Source organism: Providencia sp. Me31A, from assembly GCF_050487165.1.
GTDB lineage: Bacteria > Pseudomonadota > Gammaproteobacteria > Enterobacterales > Enterobacteriaceae > Providencia.
In genome coordinates this window covers 40,040-63,570 of record NZ_JBKQGZ010000015.1, presented here as the reverse complement: position 1 = coordinate 63,570, position 23,531 = coordinate 40,040, and the positions used below count along the sequence as shown (strand labels likewise).

Genomic DNA, 23,531 nt, shown 5'->3' with positions numbered 1-23,531 from the left:
ATGTCAATGCAATCTCAGGACATTATTCGTCGCTCTGCCACCAATTCCCTGACTCCCGCACCTCAGGTGCGGGACTATAAGGAAGAAGTTGCAAAGCTTATCGATGTGACGACTTGTATCGGTTGTAAAGCCTGTCAGGTCGCGTGCTCCGAATGGAACGATATTCGTGACAAAATCGGGACTAACGTTGGGGTATATGATAACCCAACAGATTTAACCGCTAAGTCATGGACGGTGATGCGTTTCTCTGAAGTTGAAGAGAACGATAAATTTGAATGGCTGATCCGTAAAGATGGCTGTATGCACTGTGCTGATCCGGGTTGTTTGAAAGCGTGTCCTTCAGAAGGCGCGATAGTTCAGTACAAAAACGGTATTGTTGATTTCCAATCAGAACACTGTATTGGTTGTGGTTACTGTATTGCGGGTTGCCCGTTTAACGTACCACGCATCAACAAAGAAGATAACCGTGCATACAAATGTACGCTATGTGTTGACCGTGTTGAAGTCGGTCAAGAGCCTGCTTGTGTGAAAACGTGTCCGACGGGTGCTATCCATTTTGGTAGCAAAGAAGACATGATTAACATGGCTGGTGAGCGTGTTGATGAGCTGAAAACCCGTGGTTATGCGAACGCAGGTTTATACGACCCTGAAGGTGTTGGCGGTACGCATGTGATGTACGTTCTGCACCATGCTGACAAACCTCAGTTGTATCACGGGTTGCCGGAGAACCCGACAATCAGCCCAACAGTCACTTTCTGGAAAGGTATCTGGAAGCCGTTAGCTGCGGTTGGTTTTGCTGCAACATTTGCGGCGGCCATCTTCCACTATGTGGGTATTGGTCCAAACCGCGTCTCCAAAAAAGATGAAGAAGAGGCTTTAGAAGATTTGCATAACGCAATGTCATCTGATGACGCTTCTAAATCAAAAGAAGGGGAGGATCAGAAATGATGCCAGATGATAACGACAAAATTATCCGCCATAAACCGATTGAAAGAGTCAATCACTGGGCGGTTGTGATTTGCTTTTTATTCACAGCAATCAGTGGATTAGGGTTTTTCTTCCCATCCCTAAATTGGTTTATGAACATTTTAGGTACACCACAACTGTCACGAATTTTGCATCCATTTGTGGGTACGGCAATGTTCTTGCTGTTCGTGTTTATGTTCTTCCGCTATTTCCACCATAACTTCATTAATAAAGAAGATATTAAGTGGGCGAAAAATATCGGTAAAGTGCTGAAAAACGAAGAAGCTGGCGATGTTGGTCAATATAACCTCGGTCAAAAAGGGGTGTATTGGGTGGTCACTATCTGCTTATTAGCGTTGGTGATCACGGGAGTGATTATGTGGCGTCCTTATTTCGCAGATTACTTCCCTATTCCTGTTTATCGTGCGGCGATTCTTATTCATTCGCTCTCTGCAATTGCGTTGATCATCATGATTGTGGTTCACGCTTATGCAGCGATTTGGGTGAAAGGTTCAGTACGGGCGATGGTTGAAGGTTGGGTAACCCGTGGTTGGGCAAGAAAGCACCATCCGCTGTGGTACCGCCAACTGCTTGAAAAAGAAAAGCAGGAAAAACAGCAGCAAGAGAAAAACTAAGTTTTATTTAGTCAGTTTGAGAAGCCCATTCCACATTGTGAAATGGGCTTTTTTATTTAGGGCTAAAACCCTAATAAAAAACCTGACACGCGCGTGTATCAGGTTTGAGTAATAAAGCGTGGTTTGGACTATTTGTGGGAAAAATAATTAACTGCGTTATTAAAACAGATATCTTGCACAAGCTTGCCTAGCATAGCTTCATCATGGGGAGCTTCACCATTGATTACCCATGTACCTAACATATTACATAGAATACGACGGAAATATTCATGGCGAGTATAAGACAGGAAGCTACGTGAATCAGTTAACATACCGACAAACTGGCTTAATAAGCCCAATTGTGAAAGTTGTTCAAGTTGACGTAACATACCGTCTTTTTGGTCGTTAAACCACCAACCTGAGCCGAACTGAATTTTTCCGGCAATACCACCCCCTTGAAAATTACCCATCATGGTGGCTAATACTTCATTATCGCGGGGATTTAAGCAATATAGAATAGTTTTTGGTAGCTCATTACTTTTATCCATTTCATCTAACAAGCGAGAAAGAGGATAAGCAATAGGGTTATCACCAATAGAGTCAAATCCACTGTCTGGGCCTAGAAGTGCAAACATGCGGCTGTTATTATTACGTAATGCACCAATATGTAACTGCATAGCCCAGTTTCTCTTAGCATATTGTTTACCTAGCCAAACGAGCACTGCAGTAGAGAATTGTGCGATAGATAACTCATTGATTGACTTACCATTAAGCCTATTTTGTAAAATAGTATCTAAGATGCTTTCATCTGGAATTGGAGCATAACGTAAGATTTCAATGCCATGATCAGAGGCAACACAGCCTTGCTTATCAAAGTGATTTAAGCGCACCTCTAAGGCTGATAACAGATCACTAAAACGACTAATCTTAATATCTGCCGATTGCCCTAGTTTATCCATGTAATCGATGAAACCATCAAGTTCAATTTTAAAGGCTTTATCTGGACGCCAGCTTGGGCGAACCTCAATTTTGAAGGTATCATCTTGGGCAATTTGTTGATGATATTCTAACGAGTCCGTTGGGTCATCTGTCGTGCCTACCATATGCACGTTCATTTGCTGCATAATTCCGCGAGCTGAAAATTGGGGTTGTGCCAATTTTTCATTTGCTTCGTGCCAAATGGCTTCTGAAGTGGCAGGAGAAAATAGCTTACCCGTAATTCCGAAAGGTCGACGGAGCTCAAGATGGGTCCAATGATACAGAGGGTTACCTAGTGTCATAGGAACGGTTTTTGCCCAAGCCTGATATTTTTCGTAATGATCCGTCTCACTACCTGTAATGAGAGACTCAGGGATCCCCGCTGAGCGCATTCCACGCCATTTATAATGATCGCCTTCTAGCCATATTTGCCCGAGGTTTTCAAATTGGCGATTCTCTGCAATTTCACGAGGGTTTAAGTGACAGTGATAGTCATAAATGGGCATTGCCGCAGCATAGTCATGATAAAGGCGGCGAGCTATTTCATTATTTAGCAAAAAATCTTCACAAAGAAATGTTTTCATATCAGTATCCAATTTAAAGCTTAGCAACTGCTTGACGAGCACCGATATCAAGTAACTGTTGATAGGCCGATTTAATGGTTGCCACAAAGTGTGGGTTTTGAGGAAGGTCAGTGCCAAAAATAGTGTCAATGGCGAGCAAATCATCCACAACTGAAACAGTTAACCCATGTTTCGCATAAATGGCGGCATAAGTATCAACAAGAGGATCTCGTACATCAATTTTTTGCCCCTGTTCATCACTACCCGCGACATAACGCATCCAGCCGGCAATACCTAATGCCAAATGACGATAATCAGATTGGTTTTTGATATGCCATGCGACAGGGTCTAATAAACGTTGTGGAAGTTTTTGACTACCGTCCATCGCGATTTGCCATGTCTGGTGTTTTAACGATGGATTTGTAAAGCGGTCGATTAAATTATCAGCGTAGGCTGTTAAGTTAGTCTCTTCTGGCATGATCAGAGTTGGTGCTTGCTCATTTAACATTAATGCATGTGCGGCACGACGGTAATCGGGGTTAGTCATCGTATCAGAAATATGTGCATATCCACCTAAGTAACCAAGGTAAGCTAAGAAAGAGTGGCTGCCGTTTAACATTCTTAATTTCATGAGCTCAAATGGCACAACGTCTTTTACAAATTGTGCCCCTGCACAATCCCATTCAGGCCGACTATTCACAAAATTGTCTTCAATAACCCATTGACGGAAAGGTTCACAAGCAATGGCACAGTCGTCCTTAACGCCCAAGAGTTCTGCGATTTCAGCTAAGGTTTCTTCTGTTGCAGCAGGAACGATTCGGTCAACCATGGTGCAGGGGAATGTAACATGGTTCTCTATCCATTGGGCTAATTCGGTACTTTGTAGTTGTGCTAACCCTAAAACGGCTTCTTGAGCCACATGACCATTTTCTCGAACATTGTCACAAGAGAGCACAGTAAATGGGGGTAATTGACGTTCAGCTCTTCGTTTTAGCGCTGCTGTGATGTAACCGATTGCTGAGGCAGGGGTATTTGGTGTTGCCAAGTCTTGCTTAATGAGTGGATGATTTTTATCTAGTTTTCCGGTTGCAGGGTCGGTGCAATAGCCTTTTTCAGTGATAGTAAGAGAAACAATGCTAACAGAAGGCGAAGCCATTTTTTCAATAATGGCATCAACGCCATCAATCAAAGGGTGTAAAGCCTCTTTCATTGAGCCAATAATTTTTAATTCGGTATGTGCTTCACCTTTTTCAGCCACCGTATAAATCATGGATTGTTGTTTAAGGTTGTCTATCAAAGTAGCACTCTGTTTAGACATTAAATTAACTTCACAATACCCCCAATCACTGTCTGTTTTTTCTAATACGTGATGGGTATAGAGTGCTTGGTGTGCACGGTGGAATGCACCACAACCAATGTGAACGATACGGGTAGTTAGGCGGTCAGTTGTCCAGTTCGGACGGGTAGCATTGATTGCTGTAGTAACGATATTCTTTTCCATGATGACTCCCTGTTAGCTGGCGGTCAAGATTGGTTGACCGCCTGTCAGGTTCAATGGTGAGGGATTATTTTTTTGGGTAGAATGCGCGATGAATACCTAATTCTAGCCCTCTAAGTTCAGCCAGCCCTTTAAGGCGGCCAATCGCAGAGTAACCAGGATTTGTTTTCTTTTTTAAGTCATCGAGCATTTGGTGCCCATGATCTGGACGCATAGGGATCAATTCGCCTGAACCGCTTTGTAGTCGGCGATGTTCTTCTTCTGCAACAGCACAAATCACATTATACATATCAACGTCACCAGCTAAATGTGCCGCTTCGTGGAATGTATTTGGGTTTTCTTCTCGTAATGTTGAGCGCAAATGCAGAAAATAAATGCGTGGGCCAAATTCACGGATCATATTCACTAAATCGTTGTCTGCTCTTACACCGTAAGAACCTGTACACATGGTATAGCCGTTTGCATCACTATCAACGGTGTTTGCCATCCACTGCATATCTTCAATTGTTGAGACAATACGGGGCAAACCTAAAATTGGTCGAGGCGGATCATCTGGGTGAACTGCCATTTTCATTCCAATTTCTTCAGCAATGGGAATTATTTTTTTTAGGAAATAAGCGAAATGTTCACGTAATTGATTTCTATCTATATTTTCGTAGCGCTTTAAGTGTTGGCGGAATTGCTCAAGGGTATACCCTTCTTCTGCGCCGGGTAAACCTGCAATGATATTATTGATAAGTTTTTGCTTTGCTTCATCGCTCATGGACTCAAAACGTTGTTTTGCCTGAACTTGTTCTTCAGCCGTATAATCTTGCTCGGCATTCTCTCGCTGTAATAAGTAAATCTCAAATACAGCAAATGCGATTTGGTCGAAGCGTAATGCTTTTGAACCATCTGGAAGCTCATATTCTAAGTCAGTACGAGTCCAATCAAGTATTGGCATGAAGTTATAACAAACAGTGTGGATACCACAGGTTGCGAGATTGCGCATTGATTGCTGGTAGTTTGCTATCCACTTATCATAGTCACCCGTGTGTGTTTTGATATCTTCATGAATAGGAATACTTTCCACTACCGACCACTCTAACTGGTTGGCCTCAATTAAATCTTTGCGTTTTTGTATTTCGTCAATACTCCATACCTCACCATTTGGGATATGGTGAAGTGCCGTAACAATTCCTGTTGCGCCTGCCTGACGAATATCAGATAGAGAAACCGGATCAGTAGGTCCATACCAGCGCCAAGTTTGTTTCATACTTAACCTCGTTTATATTTCACTGATGCTACTTAATCGGCTAATAAGTTCTTTTTGCACGTTTTTCATACCGCTTTTTGGAACCGATAGTCATTTCATTTATTTAATAAAATTGTGCCACGATATTACATTGAGATCTATATAGGTTAAGTCATTTGGTTAACCAGATCACAAATGCTTATTAATTTTGGGCGACCAATAACAAAATAAGAGGCAACTCACAAAACAAAGTCTTTGTTTTATGCAGAATCCGAATAACAAAATAGAAAGCTTATCGATTTAAAACGATTTTTAACCTTACTGGCTAACCAAATTTATTTTTAATAGGGTTAATTATTTATTCATTCAGGATTACTAAAAAATATAAAACGTAAAAGGCTGATTATGAAAAAATTAAAACATTATCGATGGTACATGATTCTTTTAGTTTGCTTTATTACTATAATTAACTACTTAGATAGAACTGCACTCGGTGTTGCTGCACCAACTATCATGGATACAACAGGGATCACAAAGGAGCAATATTCATGGATTGTGAGTGCATTCCAATTAGCTTACACAATTGGTCAACCAATAATGGGGTTTTTCATTGATACCATTGGTTTGAAATTAGGATTCTTTATTTGTGCATTAATTTGGGGCTTAGCCACCATGGGACATGCATTGACCGGTTCATGGCAAGGCTTGGCTTTCATGCGCGGACTTATGGGTTTTAGTGAAGCTTCCGCAATTCCTGCGGGGGTGAAAACGGCATCAACTTGGTTTCCTGCGAAAGAACGTGGTATCGCAACGGGTGTATTTAATATGGGGACATCGTTTGGTGCCATGTTAGCTCCACCATTAATTGCGTGGGCTATCCTATTTCATAGCTGGGAATTTGCATTTATCATTTCGGGGTTATTAGCCATTATTGCTGCATTTGTTTGGTTTTTCTTCTATAAAGACCCTAAGGATGCAAAAAGATTATCAGATGAAGAACGTGCTTATATTGAAGATGGGCAAGAAAAATACCTTCAGTCATCTAAAAAAGAAAAGACCTCTATTAAGAATATTTTGAAACAGCGTAATTTTTGGGGAATTGGTATTTCCCGTTTTCTTGCTGACCCTGCTTGGGGAACAATCAATTTCTGGGTACCGATTTTCTTTGTTGAGACGCTCAATTTTAGCCTTAAAGAAATTGCAATGTTCGTTTGGTTACCATTTTTAATGGCTGATTTAGGCTGCTTAGCGAGTGGTTTTGTGGCTAAGTTTTTTAACGACCGTGGGGTTTCACTAATTAACTCACGCCGGATTACCTTTACCATTGGTGCTATTTTGATGACGACCATTGGTTTAGTGAGCATTGTTGAAAATCCATATATTGCTGTTTTACTTATTAGTATTGGTGGTTTTTCTCATCAGCTATTATCGACAGTTGCTGCCACATTAGGTGCAGATTTGTTTAAAAAGAATGAAGTTGCAACCGCGGTTGGTATGGCGGGTGCATGTGCTTGGACAGGCCAGTTAATCTTTAATTTATTTATCGGTGCATTTGTCGGCATAATCGGTTTTGGTCCATTTTTTGTCGCTCTAGCGGTCTTTGATTTAATTGGCGCTGCTGTTTTGTGGATACTGATTAAAGAGAAAAAAGAGCCCGAAGATAATAGGTATAGCCAAGATAATTCATTAGTAAAATCATCATAGTTAGTTCTAGCTGGTTGAAAAAGCGCAGAAATTAGATTTTGCGCTTTTTTGTTTATTTAGTTACTCACAAAACTATTTTTGGTCGACCAATATCTGTTAAACTACAGGTAATCCAATTTAAGCTTCAATTGAATGGCCAATGTGATGACACAGTTTACTGAATATAAACGCCCCTATCAGGAAGTCGGTCATGCTTTACGCCAAATGATCTCTAATATGAGCTATGCGATTGGTGACAGACTTCCACCAGAGAGGGAAATTGCTGAAATGCTAGATGTTTCTCGTGCTGTTGTACGTGAGGCATTGATTATGTTAGAAATTGAAAATCTTATTGAAGTGCGAAAAGGCTCTGGCGTTTATGTCATTGCTCTGCCTCAAGATAAAGGAGGGACAGAGAAGAATAAACCTGATGATGCTGAATTTAATGCGGCAGGGCCTTTTGAGTTACTTCAAGCGAGGCAGTTATTAGAAAGCAATATTGCGGAATTTGCTGCCACACAGGTTACTCCTGTTGATATCGCAAATATGCGTAACGCACTGAAAAGAGAACGGGATGAACTAAAAACGGGTGAAGATGAAACGGGAGATCGTGAGTTTCATCTTGCTATAGCGCAAGCAACACATAATAGTATGCTAGTTGAGCTTCTTAAGCAGTCATGGGGATGGCGTGAAAATAACCCTATGTGGCTTAAATTACATGCTCGTATTACAGATAAAGATTATCGCAAAGCATGGATGACAGACCATGAGGTTATCTTAGCAGCGATGGTTAAAAAAGATCCTGCGGCAGCTAAAGCTGCAATGTGGCAGCATCTTGAAAACGTGAAACAGCGGTTATTAGAGCTTTCTGATATTGATGACCCTAATTTTGATGGTTATCTATTTAACTCCTATCCGGTCGATTTAATTAAAAATTAATGTTTTTAGTTGAGCCGCTTTCATAAATTACAAATTTATTAAATTCGGCTCAATTATCTGTTTACATAAACTCAGAGACATGATGGTTTAATTTAACGTAAATTATTTTTTATCCCTTCATTTATGATGACCTCTAAAACCCTCATCAGATCAAGGCTTGCGTAGATACAAAAGTGGCAAGGTAGCGACCTAGTCATTTTTGTTTTATCCTGAGCAGTAAGTAGCAGCAATTTTCGCTGGTGGCATAAAATAGAAATGATAAATTTGAGTATAGGGTTAATCTATGCCAAAAATCGTTCAAAAATAGAAAAGAGAGAATGCAATGGGTATTCGTATCGTCCCTAAAGAAGAGTTAGGACAAGAAAGATTAAAAGAAAAAGGCATTGGTTTTATTCCACCAGTACTATTTCCTAACCTGAAAAGTTTATATCAACGTCGCTCAGAAAGATTGAAAGAGCTTGGTGTTGGTGAACATCCTTTTGCAGATTATCTGAATTTTGCAGCAGAAGTTGTAGCGGCGCAGCACAATGCCCAGCACGATAATCCATTAGAAATGGATATGACGCCTATTCTTGAGCGTTCAACGAGTACTAACACCCCTCCGCTAGAAGCGAAAAACTTCCCACGCACGACCCATTGGCACAAGCTATTGACCTCAATTATTGCAGAACTGATGCCAATTGTGCCTGAGTCAGTACGTCCTGTATTAGAAAACCTCGATAAAGCCTCTGAAGCTGAATTAGAAACAATGGCGACGGCATTATTAAATGAGGAATTTGAAAAAGTTCCCGCGGATAAATCGATGTTTATTTGGGCAGCATTGTCAGTGTACTGGGCGCAAATGGCCGCGAATATTCCTGGTAAAGCCCGTGCAGAGCCTGGAGATCATCGCCATTTTTGCCCTGTGTGCGGTAGCATGCCTGTGTCAAGCATTGTGCAAATAGGAACTTCTCAAGGGCTGCGTTATTTACACTGTAATTTATGTGAAACACAGTGGCACATGGTACGAGTGAAATGCAGCAACTGCGAACAAACCGGTAGCCTGAATTATTGGTCATTAGATGATGAAAATGCTGCAGTAAAAGCAGAAAGCTGTGGTGATTGTGGTAGCTATCTAAAAATTCTTTACCAAGAAAAAGAAGCCAAAGTTGAAGCCGTTGCTGACGATTTAGCGTCAATTATTTTAGATGCTCGTATGGAAGAAGAAGGCTTTGCGCGTAGCAGCATTAACCCGTTCTTATTCCCCGGCGAAAAATAGGTTGTAAAAGAGAATAGTCACTATGGTTGAATCTAACGTTGCTTTGTATCGCCAACTCCCTGCTATCGATAAATTATTGCAGCTTGATGAAGTGCAAGTCTTGGTTGAGCAATCCGGTTTGCATTGGGTAACGGCGTGTTTGCGTGAAATGCAGGAGCAAGCACGCTCAAGTATATCACAGCAAGGGAGATTACCGTCTTGGCATGGTGATTGGCTAAAAGAATTATCAATGCGACATCAGGCATTAGGACAAAGTGCACTAAAAAGTGTCTTTAATTTGACAGGAACTGTGCTGCATACCAATTTAGGTCGTTCAGTGATGTCAGCAAATGCGATTAATGCGGTTAGCCAAGTGATGAATTCGCCAGTTACATTGGAATATTCTCTTGATGGTGCAATGCGTGGTCATCGAGATCGTGCTATCGCTGATCTGCTTTGTGAACTCACGGGCGCAGAAGATGCTTGTATTGTTAATAATAATGCCGCTGCGGTTTTATTATTATTGGCGACAGTAGCAAACGGCAAACAGGTGATTGTTTCTCGTGGAGAACTTGTTGAAATAGGCGGTGCTTTCCGTGTCCCTGATGTGATGTCGCAGGCGGGCTGTCAGCTGGTGGAAGTCGGAACCACCAACCGTACTCACTTGCGTGATTATGAAAACGCAATTAATGAGCACACAGCATTATTAATGAAAGTGCACACCAGTAACTACAGTATTGAAGGTTTTACGGCTGAAGTTGAAGGCGAAGCGCTTGCACAGTTGGGTCGAAAATATCAGTTACCCACCGCGATAGATTTAGGGAGTGGTTCCATGATTGATATGACGGCGTATGGGTTACCTGCAGAACCGATGCCGCAATCATATCTTGCTCAAGGTATTGATTTAGTGTCTATATCTGGGGATAAGCTTCTTGGTGGTCCCCAATCTGGGATTATTTTAGGGAAGAAAAAATGGATTGATGCCATTCAAAAACACCCATTAAAGCGCGCTTTACGCGTCGATAAAATGGTTTTAGCCGCCCTTGAAGCAACATTAAAGCTCTATTTAACACCCGAAAAGCTCACGACGGAACTCCCAACGTTACGTTGGTTAACTCGCGAACCTGATATCATAAAGGCAAATGCAGAAAGTATTGTGGTGGCATTACAAGCTTTTTATGGAGACAAGTTTATTGTCGAAGTTGAGCCTTGTTTGTCACAAATTGGTAGTGGTTCTTTGCCTATCGACCGTTTGCCTAGTTTTGCAATAACATTTGCCCCATTGAATGGCAAAGGAAGCGCACTGGAGGCACTTGCTTCTCACTGGCGTCGACTCCCTCAACCGGTGATTGGACGTATGAAAGACGGTAAATTGTGGCTCGATTTACGCTGCCTTGATGATGAACGTGCATTATTACAGGTTTTACTTTCATGATTTTTGCAACTGCTGGCCATGTTGACCATGGTAAAACATCGTTAATTCAAGCAATTACTGGTATAGATACGGCTCATCTTCCCGAAGAGAAAAAGCGTGGAATGACCATCGACCTAGGTTACGCTTATTGGCCGCAGCACGATGGCAGCGCAATTGGTTTTATTGATGTGCCTGGGCATGAAAAGTTTTTGGCAAATATGCTGGCTGGGGTTGGTGGTATTAACCATGCATTGCTAGTTGTCGCCTGTGATGACGGTGTGATGGCACAAACTCTTGAGCATCTTGCCATTTTGCGCCTTGCTGGCTGCCAAAATATCACGTTAATTTTAACCAAGGCAGATCGCGTTGATGAGCCTCGGATTGAGCAAGTGACGCAGCAAGTTAGAGCTGAGCTATCTCGGCAGGGCTGGCCTGATGTTAAATTATTTATCACCTCCACTGAAGATGGCCGTGGCATTGAAGCACTACGTTTACATTTACAACAGCTTCACCAGCAAAGTGTCTTACACGCTAATTTGCAACGGCGTTTTCGTTTGGCTATTGACCGTGTTTTTCACGTTAAAGGTGCTGGTATTGTTGTAACAGGGACAGCTTTGGCAGGGCAAATCCGTGTCGGTGATTCATTATGGGTCACAGGGGCGCAAAAGCGGGTTCGTGTCAGGGGGCTTCATCGACAGAATCAAGTTTCTGATTTTGCCCAAGCGGGTGACCGTGTGGCATTGAATCTTGCGGGTGATATTGAAAAAGAGGAAATAACTCGGGGAGATTGGTTGCTTGCAGAGCAACCCGCATTTATTGCGAACCGTGTGATCGTTGAACTGGAATGTGATGCTGTAATTAAGCATTGGCAGCCAGTGCATCTTTATCATGGTGCGAGTCATATCACAGGAAGGGTATCATTGTTGGTGGAACAAGGGGAAACCCCTGTACTGGCTGAGTTAATTTTAGATAACCCATTATGGTTAGTAGATAATGACCGATTGATTATTCGCGATATCAGTGCACGGCAAACATTGGGGGGAGCGCGTGTTATTCGATTAGTTTCCCCACGACGAGGTAAAAGATTACCTGAATTCTTAGATTGGTTATCAAAGCTTTGCCAAGAGCAGGATGAATTGGCGCATTTTCAACTGCAACTCCAGCAGGGGGAACTTAACTTACAGGATTATGGTTGGGCACGGCAGTTAACTCATGAAGCATTAGACGATTTATTAGCACAAACTGAGGCTGAACACGTAGATAATTATGTACTATCCACATTTAAAGCCCAAATAGCTAAAGAGCGTTTAGTACAAACCCTTGAAAATTTTAATGAAATACATAGTGATCAAATTGGTGTTGGCAAAGCCCGCCTAAAACGTATGGCATTACCTTCAATGAGTGAGCCCCTAGTATCTAAATTCATCAGCGATCTTATTAATGATGATGTTATCAAACAAACTCGTGGCTGGCTGCATATGCCCCAGCATGGCTTAGTGTTTGATGTACAGCAGCAGGCTATTTGGCAACAAATATACCCGTTGTTTTCTCGTAATGAGGCGTGGTGGGTACGGGATTTGGCATTAGAAAGCGGTCATGATGAGGAGACGATACGTCATTTGCTCAAAAAAGCAGCGCAAATGGGGTTGATTACAGCGATTGTGCGTGATCGTTACTACAGCCATGAGCAAATTAGCTATTTTGCTGCACTTATCCATCGCTATTGTATGGAAAATGGCGTCATTTTTGCCGCCGATTTTCGTAATGAACTAGGTATTGGTCGTAAACTTGCTATTCAAATTCTTGAGTTTTTTGATAAAAGCGGCTTTACTCGTCGTAAAGGCGATGGCCACTATTTACGAGATAAAGGTATTTTCGTTGAATAAACTGAGCGTTTGACTCAGTTATAGTAGTGCTTCATAGCAAACCTTCAATATTAACCTCGTGGTAAAACTGATGAAGAAAAAGTTATTTGCAGGCTTTTATCTGACATTAATTTTTATTGGCTCTCTTTTCTTGATATTTGAGAAAGGAAGTGTGATTTATCCTGTGCTAATTTCAATAAGTGTCTATGGCGTTTTATTTGGTGTATTAATGGTATTTTCCGCACGTTGGTTGTTTTCAGCTACCGTGACCAGTACCTTATTTATTATCATCAAATTTTTAAACCAGTTAAAAGTTCATTACTACAAAGAACAGCTTTTTTTCACTGATATTAATATTATGACAGACACCTCCAATATGGGGACATTAAGTCATTATTGGCTAGCGGGTGTTGCATTATTGGGGTTGACTATCTTATTCGTCATCAATGGCATTATTAGTTGGCGGCTATTTAAGCCTGCAAGAAAATCATTCACGCCTCGTATTCTCGGCGTAATTCTTGCTGTTGCTGGGTATTTTGGTGCGAGTTTCGCGAGTGCCCATTATTATGATAGATGGTCTCAAACTCTGCCAAAAGGCCGAGGGACAATAACGAACATCGTGATGTCTGCCCAAAACTCTAGCTATCAATCCCCAAAATTTGCAGGCTCTGCGGATTATTTTATTGAAAAAGCCGCCCAGGTGACATTAGAAAATAATACAGAGTCAGAAAAACCAGACATTGTTTTATTACTGCAAGAATCAACAGTTGACCCTCATATTTATAATTTACCCGTAGGAACCAAACTACCTGAATTATTCATGTTTCAGCAAGATAGCGGTGTTATTGCCCATAGCCAAATGCGAGTTCAAACTTTTGGCGGTGGTACATGGTTATCTGAGTTTTCTGCATTAACAGGGTTAAATAGCGATGACTTTGGCGCACAAAAAAGCGGTGTATTTTATTTTATTGTCGATAACTTAAAAAATAGCTTATTTAAAGAAATGAAAGCCAATGGTTACTATACCGTTGTCTTAACGCCGTTTAATAAAGGGGCTTACCATTCGGGGCATGCTTATGAAACTCTCGGGGTAGATAGAATTATTCAGCCGCAGGAACTCGGTTATCCCGGTAAATTACAAGATAATTTATGGACAATCAGTACTGAAGATATGCTGAAATATGTGAAAGAGATTTTAGCAAAAGAAACCGATAAGCCGGTATTTATTTTCTCTTTAACTATGTACGAACATGGTCCTTATAAAGAAAGTCATAGTGATGATTACGGTATTAAAGAGAAAATTAAGCATAAAGATGCGGCAGGTGAATTTAGCCATTATATGGAAAAAATAGTTGCATCGGATGCCTCTATTCGCAATTTTGCGGAATTTATAGAAAAACGAGGCCGACCATTGATGTTCTTATATTTTGGTGATCACCAACCAGGCATTAGTTTAAATCAATATAACTCAGAACTATCATCGCCGGCGTATTTAACTCAGTTTACGCTACGGGATAATTTGAAATCGGGAACAGACATTAAAACCGGTGCTTTAACGGATATTTCCTTCTTAGGCGGTATCTTATTAGAAAGAGCAAACTTGAAGGTTTCCCCATTCTATGAAGCTAATATAAAAATGCGTCATTTATGTAATGGTAAATTGAATGATTGCGAAGATGAGAAACTAGTGGATAGCTACCGCAATTACTTGTATCGTACCTTAAAAGCGGCAGATAAACCCGAATCTAATTAAGTATCAATAAGTTGTAGCAGGCTTAAAAATAAGCCTGCTACTCTTTTCTGTTTGATTTTTGTCGTTCTTCACCTTAACTCGAATGTCAGCTTACGTTTTAAGATTTTTTATCTATTATTGTGTTTTCAATAAAACCATTCGTTAATTTTTTTGTCTCAGTTTAAGTTTGTTAGGTCGTAAAACTAGGATGCTCATTTAGGGCTTTAGAAAATAGAAAATGAAAAATATGAAATACTTGGTCACGGGAAGTGCAGGTTTTATTGGTTTCAAGCTGTGTCAGCGTTTATTAGAAAATGGGCATGAGGTTGTTGGAATTGATAATTTAAATGCTTATTACGATCAGGGGCTTAAGCAATCCCGTTTACATTTGCTTGAACAGTTTCCGCTATTTCGTTTTATTCATCTTGATTTAACCGACCGTGAAACAGTGAGGGTGCTATGTACCCAAGAGCAGTTTGATAGAGTGATCCACCTTGCAGCGCAAGCAGGAGTTCGTTATTCATTAGAAAATCCATTCGCTTATGCAGATAGCAACTTGACAGGCCATTTAGCGATTTTAGAAGGTTGCCGCCAAGCCAAAGTGAAGCACCTTGTCTATGCCTCTTCGAGCTCTGTTTATGGTGTGAATGACAATGCACCATTCACCACGGACATGCCAACCGATCATCCTATCTCATTATATGCAGCAACAAAGAAAGCCAATGAATTGATGGCGCATTCCTATTCACATTTATATCAGCTACCCACGACGGGGCTGCGTTTCTTCACCGTTTATGGCCCTTGGGGTCGCCCTGATATGGCTTTATTTAAATTTACTAAAGCGATTTTGGCGGGGGAGCCTATTGATGTTTATAATAACGGCAATCTCAGTCGTGATTTCACTTTTGTTGATGATATTGTCGAAGGTGTGATACGAATTTCAGATATAATCCCACAAGCAGACCCAAATAATCATTCGACCTCACCCGCAGAAAGCAGCGCGCCATATCGTATTTATAATATTGGTAATGGCCAGCCAGTAAAATTAATTGAGTTTATTTCTGCGCTAGAAAAAGCGTTAGGTAAACAAGCGATTAAAAACTTTTTACCTATGCAGGCAGGGGACGTGTACACCACTTGGGCAGATACTGAAGATCTGTTTAGTGTAACAGGCTATCGCCCACAAGTGTCTATTGAGCAAGGGGTTCAGGCTTTTGTTGATTGGTACCGTTCTTATTATCATCAATAATATCAATAAGCTGTAATATCATTAGCAGGATTTGAGAGGCAAGTTTGAAAATAGCAATCGCAGGAACCGGCTACGTCGGCTTATCTAACGCCATGTTACTGTCACAACACCACGAAGTCGTGGCGGTGGACATCATTCCTGAAAAAGTGGCGATGTTAAACAATAAGCAATCGCCGATTGTTGACGCCGAAATTGAACAATTTTTAGCGGAAAAAACATTGAATTTCCGCGCGACGGAAGACAAAGTTGATGCCTACACAGGGGCTCAGTACGTCATTGTTGCGACACCGACAGATTACGACCCGAAAACTAACTATTTCAATACCAAATCAGTCGAGTCCGTTATTCATGATGTGAATGAAATCAACCCAGCCGCGACCATTATCGTTAAATCCACCATTCCTGTCGGCTTTACGGCCCGTTTACATGAAGAATATGGCTACAGTAACGTGATTTTCTCTCCTGAATTTTTACGTGAAGGCCGTGCATTGTGGGATAACCTGTATCCATCTCGCATTGTGGTGGGGGAACGTTCTGAGCGCGCGAAAATCTTTGCTGACTTACTATTGGAAGGCGCGATTAAGAAAGATGTACCTGTGCTGTTTACCGATGGTACGGAAGCTGAAGCCATTAAATTGTTTGCTAACACCTACTTAGCGATGCGTGTCGCCTACTTTAACGAGCTCGATACCTACGCAGAAAGCCGAGGGTTAAATGCCCGTCAAATTATTGAGGGCGTCTCTTTAGACCCACGTATTGGTAGCCATTATAACAACCCTTCATTCGGTTACGGGGGTTATTGTTTACCGAAAGACACCAAACAACTGTTAGCCAACTACGATGACGTGCCAAATAACTTGATTAACGCCATTGTGGAATCTAACCGTACCCGTAAAGACTTCATTTCGGATGCCATTATCGCCAAAGCGCCGCATAAAGTCGGTGTTTATCGCTTAGTGATGAAAGCGGGCTCTGATAACTTCCGTGCTTCTGCGGTACAAGGCGTGATGAAACGCATCAAAGCTAAAGGTATTGAAGTTATTGTATACGAACCCGTGTTAACGGAGGACGAGTTTTTCCGCTCTAAAGTTATCCGCGATTTAGAGGTTTTCAAAGCTGAAAGCGACATTATTCTCGCTAACCGCATGGTGCCTGAGCTAGAAGATGTGGCGGATAAAGTGTATACCCGCGATTTATTTGGTAACGACTAAGGTTATCGGTAAGGGATTGGTTGGCCTGTATGTTGGTCAACCTGTTCGTTTTCGTATCAAATAATGGTGTTTACCGTTAAAACTCTATCTATTTTGTGCAATATCCCACAATTTACTCATTTAGCCACCTGATTTTGCAAGAATCGCTAAGAAATGCCTTTTTTCCTTTGTTAGCATCACCCGATCTATTGAATTAAATCGGTTTTTTATCATGGAAAAAATAATAAAAAAGCAGAGGGATGGCTTCGTGACTTACCAAAAAGAGGGAACACTCGATTTTTGGCAAATTATTAATGATTATATTCAAGGGAAAGTTATTAGCAAAAACCTAGGCAGTGGAAATGTTGATAGAAGTGTTGCTCGTATTACTATTGATGGTCAGAATTTTATTATTAAATGTGAAAAAGAGCGAGATAAGCGTTTTGAAAAGCGGGTTATGCGTATGGTATCTGGCCCATACTATTCACAGTTATTAAGGCGCTTAGTTAGAGCACAAAATAAAGGCTGTACGGTGACAAATGACATCTATTTTGTGGCAGAAAAAATGCGGGGTCGTGAGTCAGTGGAAACATGGATTATCGCAGAGTATGTTGAAGGTACTGTACTTTCTGAGTTTGACAATATCACGCCTTATTATGCACAAATGAAGTCCGTTATTTCTCAATTACATCAATATGGGCTGTCTTCTAATGATGTTCACGCAGGTAACTTTGTATTAACGGATGATGGATTGAAAGTCATTGACCTATCAGACTATGGTAATTTTGCTATCTGTAAAGCCAATGACTTAATTGCGTTAAAACGTTTCTATGGTATCGAGCCTGATAGTAAAAGTTTTACCTATCGCTTCATTCGTTTTAGGGACAATTTTCGTCACTGGTCAAGAAAAATTAGAGGTAAAAAAACACGCTTGTAGCGTAAATTACTTATTTTCTTGGTCATCGTTTAATTGATAAATTGCATCCAAAAACTCAGGAATAAAACTTCCTGTGCCGTGACAATGCTGTGTTGCGGTTTCCCCAGCTTGTTTCATTAATGCACAAGCCGTTGCGACATGCTGTAGCCGATCTCCTGCCAGTGTACAAAAGGCCGCAACAACAGCAGAAAGTGCACATCCAGTGCCTACCACGCGAGTCATCAATGGATGCCCTCCCGTTACTGCAATTGTTCGTGTTCCATCAGTGATATAGTCAGTTTCGCCGCTAATGGCGACGATAGTCGCTAATTTTTCAGCTAAGAATTGCGCGGCAGGGAGGGCATCATCTGTTGTATTGAGTGAGTCGACGCCTTTACCTCCAAGGCTTTCTCCTGCTAATGCCATGATCTCAGAAGCATTACCACGAATAGCCGCGGGTTTTAATGATAGCAATTCATGACAAAAGCGGGTTCGAAAGGTGAGAGGGCCTGCGGCAACGGGGTCAAGTACCCAAGGTTTATTGGCCTTGTTAGCACTATGTACCGCTAAACGCATTGCATATTGCCGATCGGTGGTTAGCGTTCCGACATTGACAAGTAGGCCGTTTGCGATAGCTGCAAATTGCTCTGCTTCTTCTGGTTCAATAACCATAGCGGGGGAGCAACCGAAAGCCAATAACACATTGGCGGTGAAGGTTTGGACGACATCGTTGGTCATGCAGTGAATCAGAGGATGCTGTCGCTGCAATTGCTGTAATGCCTTTGATTTTATTGTCGTATTAATCTGTTCAAGCATTGACATATGTCCCCTCATTCATAGTAGGAAAGTGTAGGATAACCGATTTATTCTACACTTTCTTACTATGAATGAAACCGCTTACTAATCAGAAAGGTAGTTTTCCATCACCATGCCTCCAGCCCCTTGAGCGACAATTTCATAAGAGTCATTTGCGGCATAAATACGTGCCTTGATATGTGGGAAAGTTGCCAGTTTTTCTTCAATCGATTTTTTTGTCATCGCAAAAAAGTGGTTTTTAGGGGTTAATGTTCCCCCACAAACAACCACATCTGCCTGTGTCACCAAGATAGCATTGGCGATGGCAATGCCATAATAATAAGCTGCCTCTTCAAGTGCTTCGAGGCACAATGGGTCATTTAACGTCAGCGCTTGGAAAATAGTATGGTAATTAATATCAGACTCATGATTTACTAATTCATTGATAATAGAAGATTTACCTAGTCTTAATTGCTGTATGACGCGAGTCTTAATAGCAGATAGTGAGCTATATTGCTTTAGGCAGCCATAAGAGCCGCACTCACACCGCTTACCATGAATATCAATAGTTGTATGGCCAAAGGCTTGAGCAGTGCTAATGGGGGCTGGAGCGTATTGATTATTGATAATGGTGCTGCTTCGAATGTCAGTATCGCAGGTTGTGAATAAAAACCTTTGGCTATCAGAGGTATACCGTAGACGATATTCAGCAAAAGCCGCAAAACTGATCCCACTTCCCAGTAAGACAAAGCAAGGAACTTTGCCAGTGATATAGTCGTATAGTTGTTTTATTCGTGAGTTATACTGATGGTAGGGAAGTTTATCGCGCTCTAAAATATGGTCGATAGCAATACCGATGCCCAGTAAGTTTTTTAACGTAATCTTATGTTCTGCAAGTAAAATATCCACCTTGCTTAGCAGGTGGTCGAGCATGTTTTCAGCGGTTTCAAGATGTTCATATTTTACTTTTACCATCCCTAAAATATCGAGTTTTAGGTTTTGTAAAACGATGGTGGAGTATATATCACTCATTTCAATCCCGACCAAATAACCATCATCTGGATTGATGCTATACAGAATTGGCTTGCGTCCTCCTGTCGATTCTCCGAGTTCTGAGGTGGAAATCAGTTGGTATTTACTCAATTCATCCAGTAGCCTTGCACAAGTTGCAGGTTTCATACTTGCCAATGATGCTAACATTTCAGCCCTAATTGGACCGTGATTGAGGATCAGCCGATAAAGTACTTTGAGTTTTCGTGTTTTTGAATTTTTTGAGGTGCGAAATTCATTCAATAATGTATGTAACAAGCCCTCACTCCTTTTCATTCCCGCTTTTCGTCAAAGATTAGCAAATATACGCATAAAATTCTGCATTATGTTACACATCATACCTAAAATCTTTTTCTTAAAATGAGATTAAGATCGCTGTTCTGTTTCTAAATTGCGTTATGATCGATTTTAACCATTTTTAATCGATTCCAATTTGGAGATAGCTATGCACCATACAAAAGATATTCAAGAAAGCTTGCGTTTTATTCAGTCCCGTACTGATATTAAACCGACAGTTGGCATCATTTTAGGCTCTGGATTGGGTCCGTTCGCTGATACTTTAGAAAATGCAGTGCATATTCCTTATAGCGAAATTCCACACTTTGCAAAATCTGAAGCGGTAGGTCATGCCAATGAGCTAGTGATTGGGACTATCGCAGGAAAAAATGTCGTAGCGATGAAGGGCCGTTTTCATTATTACGAAGGCTTCACTCTCGATCAAGTTACGTTCCCTGTTCGTCTAATGAAAGCACTAGGCGTCGAAAAATTAATTATCACCAATGCTTGTGGCGCAGTAAATACTGAGTTTAATCCAGGCGATCTGATGATTATTACCGACCACATCAATCTTACCGCTAATAATCCATTAATGGGGCCAAATAACCCAGAGCTGGGCGTACGTTTCTTAGATGTCAGTGAGGTATATAACAAAGAACTCCGTCAAACGATCAAGGATGTCGCGACAGAACAAGGTGTTTCTGTGCGTGAAGGCGTATACGCATGGTGGACGGGGCCTACCTATGAAACACCTGCTGAAATTCGCATGATCAGAACGTTAGGTGCGGACGCTGTGGGGATGTCTACGGTACCTGAAGCGTTAGTTGCTCACCATTCTCAAATTAAAACAGTCGGTATTTCCTGTTTAACCAATATGGCCTGCGGCATTTTAGAACAACCCCTTAGCCATGATGAAGTGATTGAAACCGCTGAAAAAGTAAAAGCAACCTTCTTAAAATTAGTCACAGGTGTGATTGCCCGTTTTTAATCCCAATACTCTTTTTCTCAAAACAAAATAAAGGCTGTCATAAGTATAAATAGGGTGAATATTGAAATGAAATTTAAAGGTCTAATTTTAGTTTCTTTAGGCGCTTGTAGTTATGGCATTCTTTCGACATTAGTGGTGTTGGCCTACCGAGCAGGTTACTCGTTAAACGATGTGATAGGTAGCCAAACGGTTCTTGGCGCTATTCTACTGTGGTTTTTTGTTGTTGTAGGGGCGCTGGTAAAAAGAGCGCGCTTAGCGTGGCCAACACGTCAACAAGGATTGTTGATGTTACTAACAGGGACGACAACGGGTTTAACAGGGTTATTGTACTATGCATCATTGCAATACTTGTCCCCTGCATTAGGCGTTGTACTGTTTTTGCAATTTACTTGGATGGGGGTGGCGATAAATGCGGTTATTAACCGTAAAATCCCTCCTCTGATGACAATGGTTTCCGTTGTGGTGATCCTCATAGGGACTGTATTTGCAACAGGGTTACTAAATAGTGAAAACTTGAGTTTTCACTGGCTAGGTATCTTGTTTGGATTGTGTGCTGCATTGTCTAATGCAATACGTGTTTATGTGAGTGGCGCACTCGCTGTCAAGACAGACCCGATGATGCGTTCTGCCATTATGGTAACCGGCGGTGCAATTTTGACATCAATTGTGGTGCCCCCAACATTTTTACTGAGCCTTTCTACATTCCAATCGTTATTTCTATCCTATGGATTACCGCTGGCTTTTTTTGGCTCTTTCTTCGGAATGTGGATGTTTGCAAAGGGGACACCGCTTATCGGCACTAGTTTGGCTACCATCGTCAGCTCAATGCAGTTACCTGTCACTATCTTACTGTCGGTAACAGTCTTGCAATTACCTCTTGAATTTATTCAGTTTGTTGGCGTTGCTATTATCCTTATGGGTGTTGCTATGGCTGAGCTGAAAATAAAAAAAAATAAATATAACTCCAAACGGAGCTTTGTATGAACATTAAATCTCGCTTGAAAATTATGCTTTTCCTGCAATATTTTGTTTGGGGAAGTTGGCTAGTGACACTCGGCTCGTACATGATGAAAACGCTAAGTTTTTCAGGTGCAGAGGTTGGTTTAGTTTATAGCTCGAAGGGTGTTGCTGCGATCTTAATGCCAGGGCTTATCGGAATTATTGCAGATAAATATATTCCTGCGAATCGTTTATATATGATTTGCCATCTAATTGGCGCGGCAGCCCTATTCTATGCTGCGACAGTAACCAGCTCAAGTGTTATGTTTTGGGTGATGCTGATTAATGCAATGGCCTTTATGCCAACCATTGCTCTTTCAAATACCATTAGCTATTCATCATTGAGTCAATATCAATTAGATTCGGTGAGCAATTTTCCGCCTATTCGTGTATTTGGCACTGTGGGTTTTATTGTTGCGATGTGGAGTATCAGCCTATTAAAATTTGAACTTAGCAGTATGCAGCTTTATATTGCTGGTGCTTGTTCATTGCTATTAGCGGCTTATTCTTTAACGTTGCCCAAAATTGCTGTTAATAAAAAAGCGATTTCGAGTAGCTGGGTGAGTAAACTGGGTTTAGACGCATTAGTCTTATTCAAAAAACCTATCATGGCCGTTTTTTTCTTATTCGCCATGTTACTGGGTGCTGTTTTGCAAATTACCAATACTTTCGGGAATCCATTCTTACATGATTTCGGTTTGAACCCGCTATATCAAGATAGTTTGGTTGTTCAGTACCCATCCATATTGTTATCGATTTCTCAGATGGCCGAAGTATGCTTTATTTTAGCGATCCCCTTTTTCTTAAAACGCTATGGCATCAAAACTGTCATGCTATTAAGTATGTTTGCGTGGACATTAAGATTTGGTTTCTTCGCCTTTGGTGACCCATCAGCAATTGGCTTGATGTTCTTAATTATGTCGATGATCGTATATGGTTGTGCATTCGACTTCTTTAATATTTCAGGCTCAATTTTTATTGAAAGAGAAGTGGATACTCGCATGCGAGCTAGCGCGCAAGGGCTATTCATGACGATGGTAAATGGTGTCGGCGCTTATTTTGGTGCGATATTAAGTGGGCTAGTTGTTGATTACTATACGGTTGACGGTGTGAAAGACTGGCAGATGATTTGGTTAGTTTTTGCATCTTATACCGTTGTATTGGCAATTATTTTCCAATTTACGTTCCATTATCATCATGATAAAGGCGTAAACGCAAAAGCAGCCAAAACAAGTTAAAGCCAGCAGTTTGCTATAAAGGTCACAAATGAAGAGAAAGCCATAGGCAAGGTTTTCTCTTTTTCTTTTGAATCTTCGTTACTTCAAGTTGTTTGATATCCTCTCAA

Annotated in this window: 19 protein-coding genes; 14 read left to right on the top strand and 5 right to left on the bottom strand. The window is 41.1% G+C overall.

Going from position 1 to position 23,531, the window contains the following annotated elements; all coding sequences use genetic code 11:
- The gene (gene fdxH / locus ACLPIE_RS13680; protein WP_430262352.1) at positions 1–948 is read left to right on the top strand and encodes a formate dehydrogenase subunit beta; all 948 of its coding nucleotides are present in this window, start codon (positions 1–3) and stop codon (positions 946–948) included.
- Positions 945–1,601 carry a formate dehydrogenase cytochrome b556 subunit gene (fdoI, locus tag ACLPIE_RS13675; RefSeq protein ID WP_430262351.1) on the top strand — a complete coding sequence of 219 codons (657 nt, stop codon included), beginning with the start codon at positions 945–947 and terminating at the stop codon, positions 1,599–1,601. Before fdxH ends, fdoI begins: the two co-directional genes overlap by 4 nt.
- 128 nt (positions 1,602–1,729) lie before the next feature.
- On the opposite strand, the gene uxaC is transcribed toward fdoI, so the two are convergent.
- The 3 genes from uxaC to uxuA form a co-directional block, all read right to left on the bottom strand.
- On the bottom strand, positions 1,730–3,142 hold the full coding sequence (gene uxaC, locus ACLPIE_RS13670; protein WP_430262350.1) for a glucuronate isomerase: 1,413 nt from the start codon (positions 3,140–3,142) through the stop codon (positions 1,730–1,732).
- Between the two features lie 13 nt (positions 3,143–3,155).
- On the bottom strand, positions 3,156–4,622 hold the full coding sequence (locus ACLPIE_RS13665) for a fructuronate reductase (RefSeq protein WP_430262349.1): 1,467 nt from the start codon (positions 4,620–4,622) through the stop codon (positions 3,156–3,158).
- A gap of 64 nt (positions 4,623–4,686) precedes the next feature.
- The gene (gene uxuA / locus ACLPIE_RS13660) at positions 4,687–5,874 is read right to left on the bottom strand and encodes a mannonate dehydratase (protein ID WP_430262348.1); all 1,188 of its coding nucleotides are present in this window, start codon (positions 5,872–5,874) and stop codon (positions 4,687–4,689) included.
- A gap of 384 nt (positions 5,875–6,258) precedes the next feature.
- Between uxuA and ACLPIE_RS13655 the strand changes: the two genes are divergently transcribed.
- The 9 genes from ACLPIE_RS13655 to ACLPIE_RS13615 all read left to right on the top strand — a co-directional run bounded on the left by ACLPIE_RS13655 (position 6,259) and on the right by ACLPIE_RS13615 (position 18,099).
- Complete coding sequence (locus tag ACLPIE_RS13655) at positions 6,259–7,557, top strand: MFS transporter (protein WP_430262347.1); 1,299 nt, start codon at positions 6,259–6,261, stop codon at positions 7,555–7,557.
- A gap of 144 nt (positions 7,558–7,701) precedes the next feature.
- Positions 7,702–8,475 (top strand): FCD domain-containing protein, encoded by a 774-nt coding sequence (locus ACLPIE_RS13650; RefSeq protein ID WP_430262346.1) that lies wholly within the window; start codon positions 7,702–7,704, stop codon positions 8,473–8,475.
- A gap of 322 nt (positions 8,476–8,797) precedes the next feature.
- Positions 8,798–9,733: a formate dehydrogenase accessory protein FdhE gene (gene fdhE, locus ACLPIE_RS13645; RefSeq protein ID WP_430262345.1), complete on the top strand. Its 936-nt coding sequence runs from the start codon at positions 8,798–8,800 to the stop codon at positions 9,731–9,733.
- Positions 9,734–9,755: 22 nt separating this feature from the next.
- A complete protein-coding gene (gene selA / locus ACLPIE_RS13640; protein ID WP_430262344.1) occupies positions 9,756–11,147 on the top strand; it encodes an L-seryl-tRNA(Sec) selenium transferase in 1,392 nt (463 codons plus the stop codon).
- A complete protein-coding gene (selB, locus tag ACLPIE_RS13635; protein ID WP_430262343.1) occupies positions 11,144–13,012 on the top strand; it encodes a selenocysteine-specific translation elongation factor in 1,869 nt (622 codons plus the stop codon). The genes selA and selB overlap by 4 nt, the downstream gene beginning before the upstream one ends.
- 70 nt (positions 13,013–13,082) lie before the next feature.
- Entirely contained in the window at positions 13,083–14,744 is a 1,662-nt protein-coding gene (locus ACLPIE_RS13630; RefSeq protein WP_430262342.1) for an LTA synthase family protein, read from the top strand.
- 226 nt (positions 14,745–14,970) lie between these two features.
- A complete protein-coding gene (locus ACLPIE_RS13625; RefSeq protein WP_430262406.1) occupies positions 14,971–15,972 on the top strand; it encodes an NAD-dependent epimerase in 1,002 nt (333 codons plus the stop codon).
- Between the two features lie 44 nt (positions 15,973–16,016).
- Positions 16,017–17,183 (top strand): nucleotide sugar dehydrogenase, encoded by a 1,167-nt coding sequence (locus tag ACLPIE_RS13620; RefSeq protein ID WP_430262341.1) that lies wholly within the window; start codon positions 16,017–16,019, stop codon positions 17,181–17,183.
- 211 nt (positions 17,184–17,394) lie between these two features.
- Entirely contained in the window at positions 17,395–18,099 is a 705-nt protein-coding gene (locus tag ACLPIE_RS13615; protein ID WP_430262340.1) for a lipopolysaccharide core heptose(II) kinase RfaY, read from the top strand.
- A 6-nt stretch (positions 18,100–18,105) separates the two neighbouring features.
- On the opposite strand, the gene thiM is transcribed toward ACLPIE_RS13615, so the two are convergent.
- Complete coding sequence (thiM, locus tag ACLPIE_RS13610; RefSeq protein ID WP_430262339.1) at positions 18,106–18,894, bottom strand: hydroxyethylthiazole kinase; 789 nt, start codon at positions 18,892–18,894, stop codon at positions 18,106–18,108.
- An 84-nt stretch (positions 18,895–18,978) separates the two neighbouring features.
- Positions 18,979–20,181 carry an ROK family protein gene (locus ACLPIE_RS13605; protein ID WP_430262338.1) on the bottom strand — a complete coding sequence of 401 codons (1,203 nt, stop codon included), beginning with the start codon at positions 20,179–20,181 and terminating at the stop codon, positions 18,979–18,981.
- A gap of 187 nt (positions 20,182–20,368) precedes the next feature.
- Here ACLPIE_RS13605 and ACLPIE_RS13600 point away from each other — a divergent pair, with 187 nt between their 5' ends.
- The 3 genes from ACLPIE_RS13600 to ACLPIE_RS13590 all read left to right on the top strand — a co-directional run bounded on the left by ACLPIE_RS13600 (position 20,369) and on the right by ACLPIE_RS13590 (position 23,424).
- Positions 20,369–21,187 (top strand): purine-nucleoside phosphorylase, encoded by an 819-nt coding sequence (locus ACLPIE_RS13600; RefSeq protein WP_430262337.1) that lies wholly within the window; start codon positions 20,369–20,371, stop codon positions 21,185–21,187.
- 66 nt (positions 21,188–21,253) lie between these two features.
- Complete coding sequence (locus tag ACLPIE_RS13595; RefSeq protein WP_430262336.1) at positions 21,254–22,171, top strand: DMT family transporter; 918 nt, start codon at positions 21,254–21,256, stop codon at positions 22,169–22,171.
- Complete coding sequence (locus tag ACLPIE_RS13590; RefSeq protein ID WP_430262335.1) at positions 22,168–23,424, top strand: nucleoside permease; 1,257 nt, start codon at positions 22,168–22,170, stop codon at positions 23,422–23,424. The genes ACLPIE_RS13595 and ACLPIE_RS13590 overlap by 4 nt, the downstream gene beginning before the upstream one ends.
- Positions 23,425–23,531 lie beyond the last annotated feature (107 nt).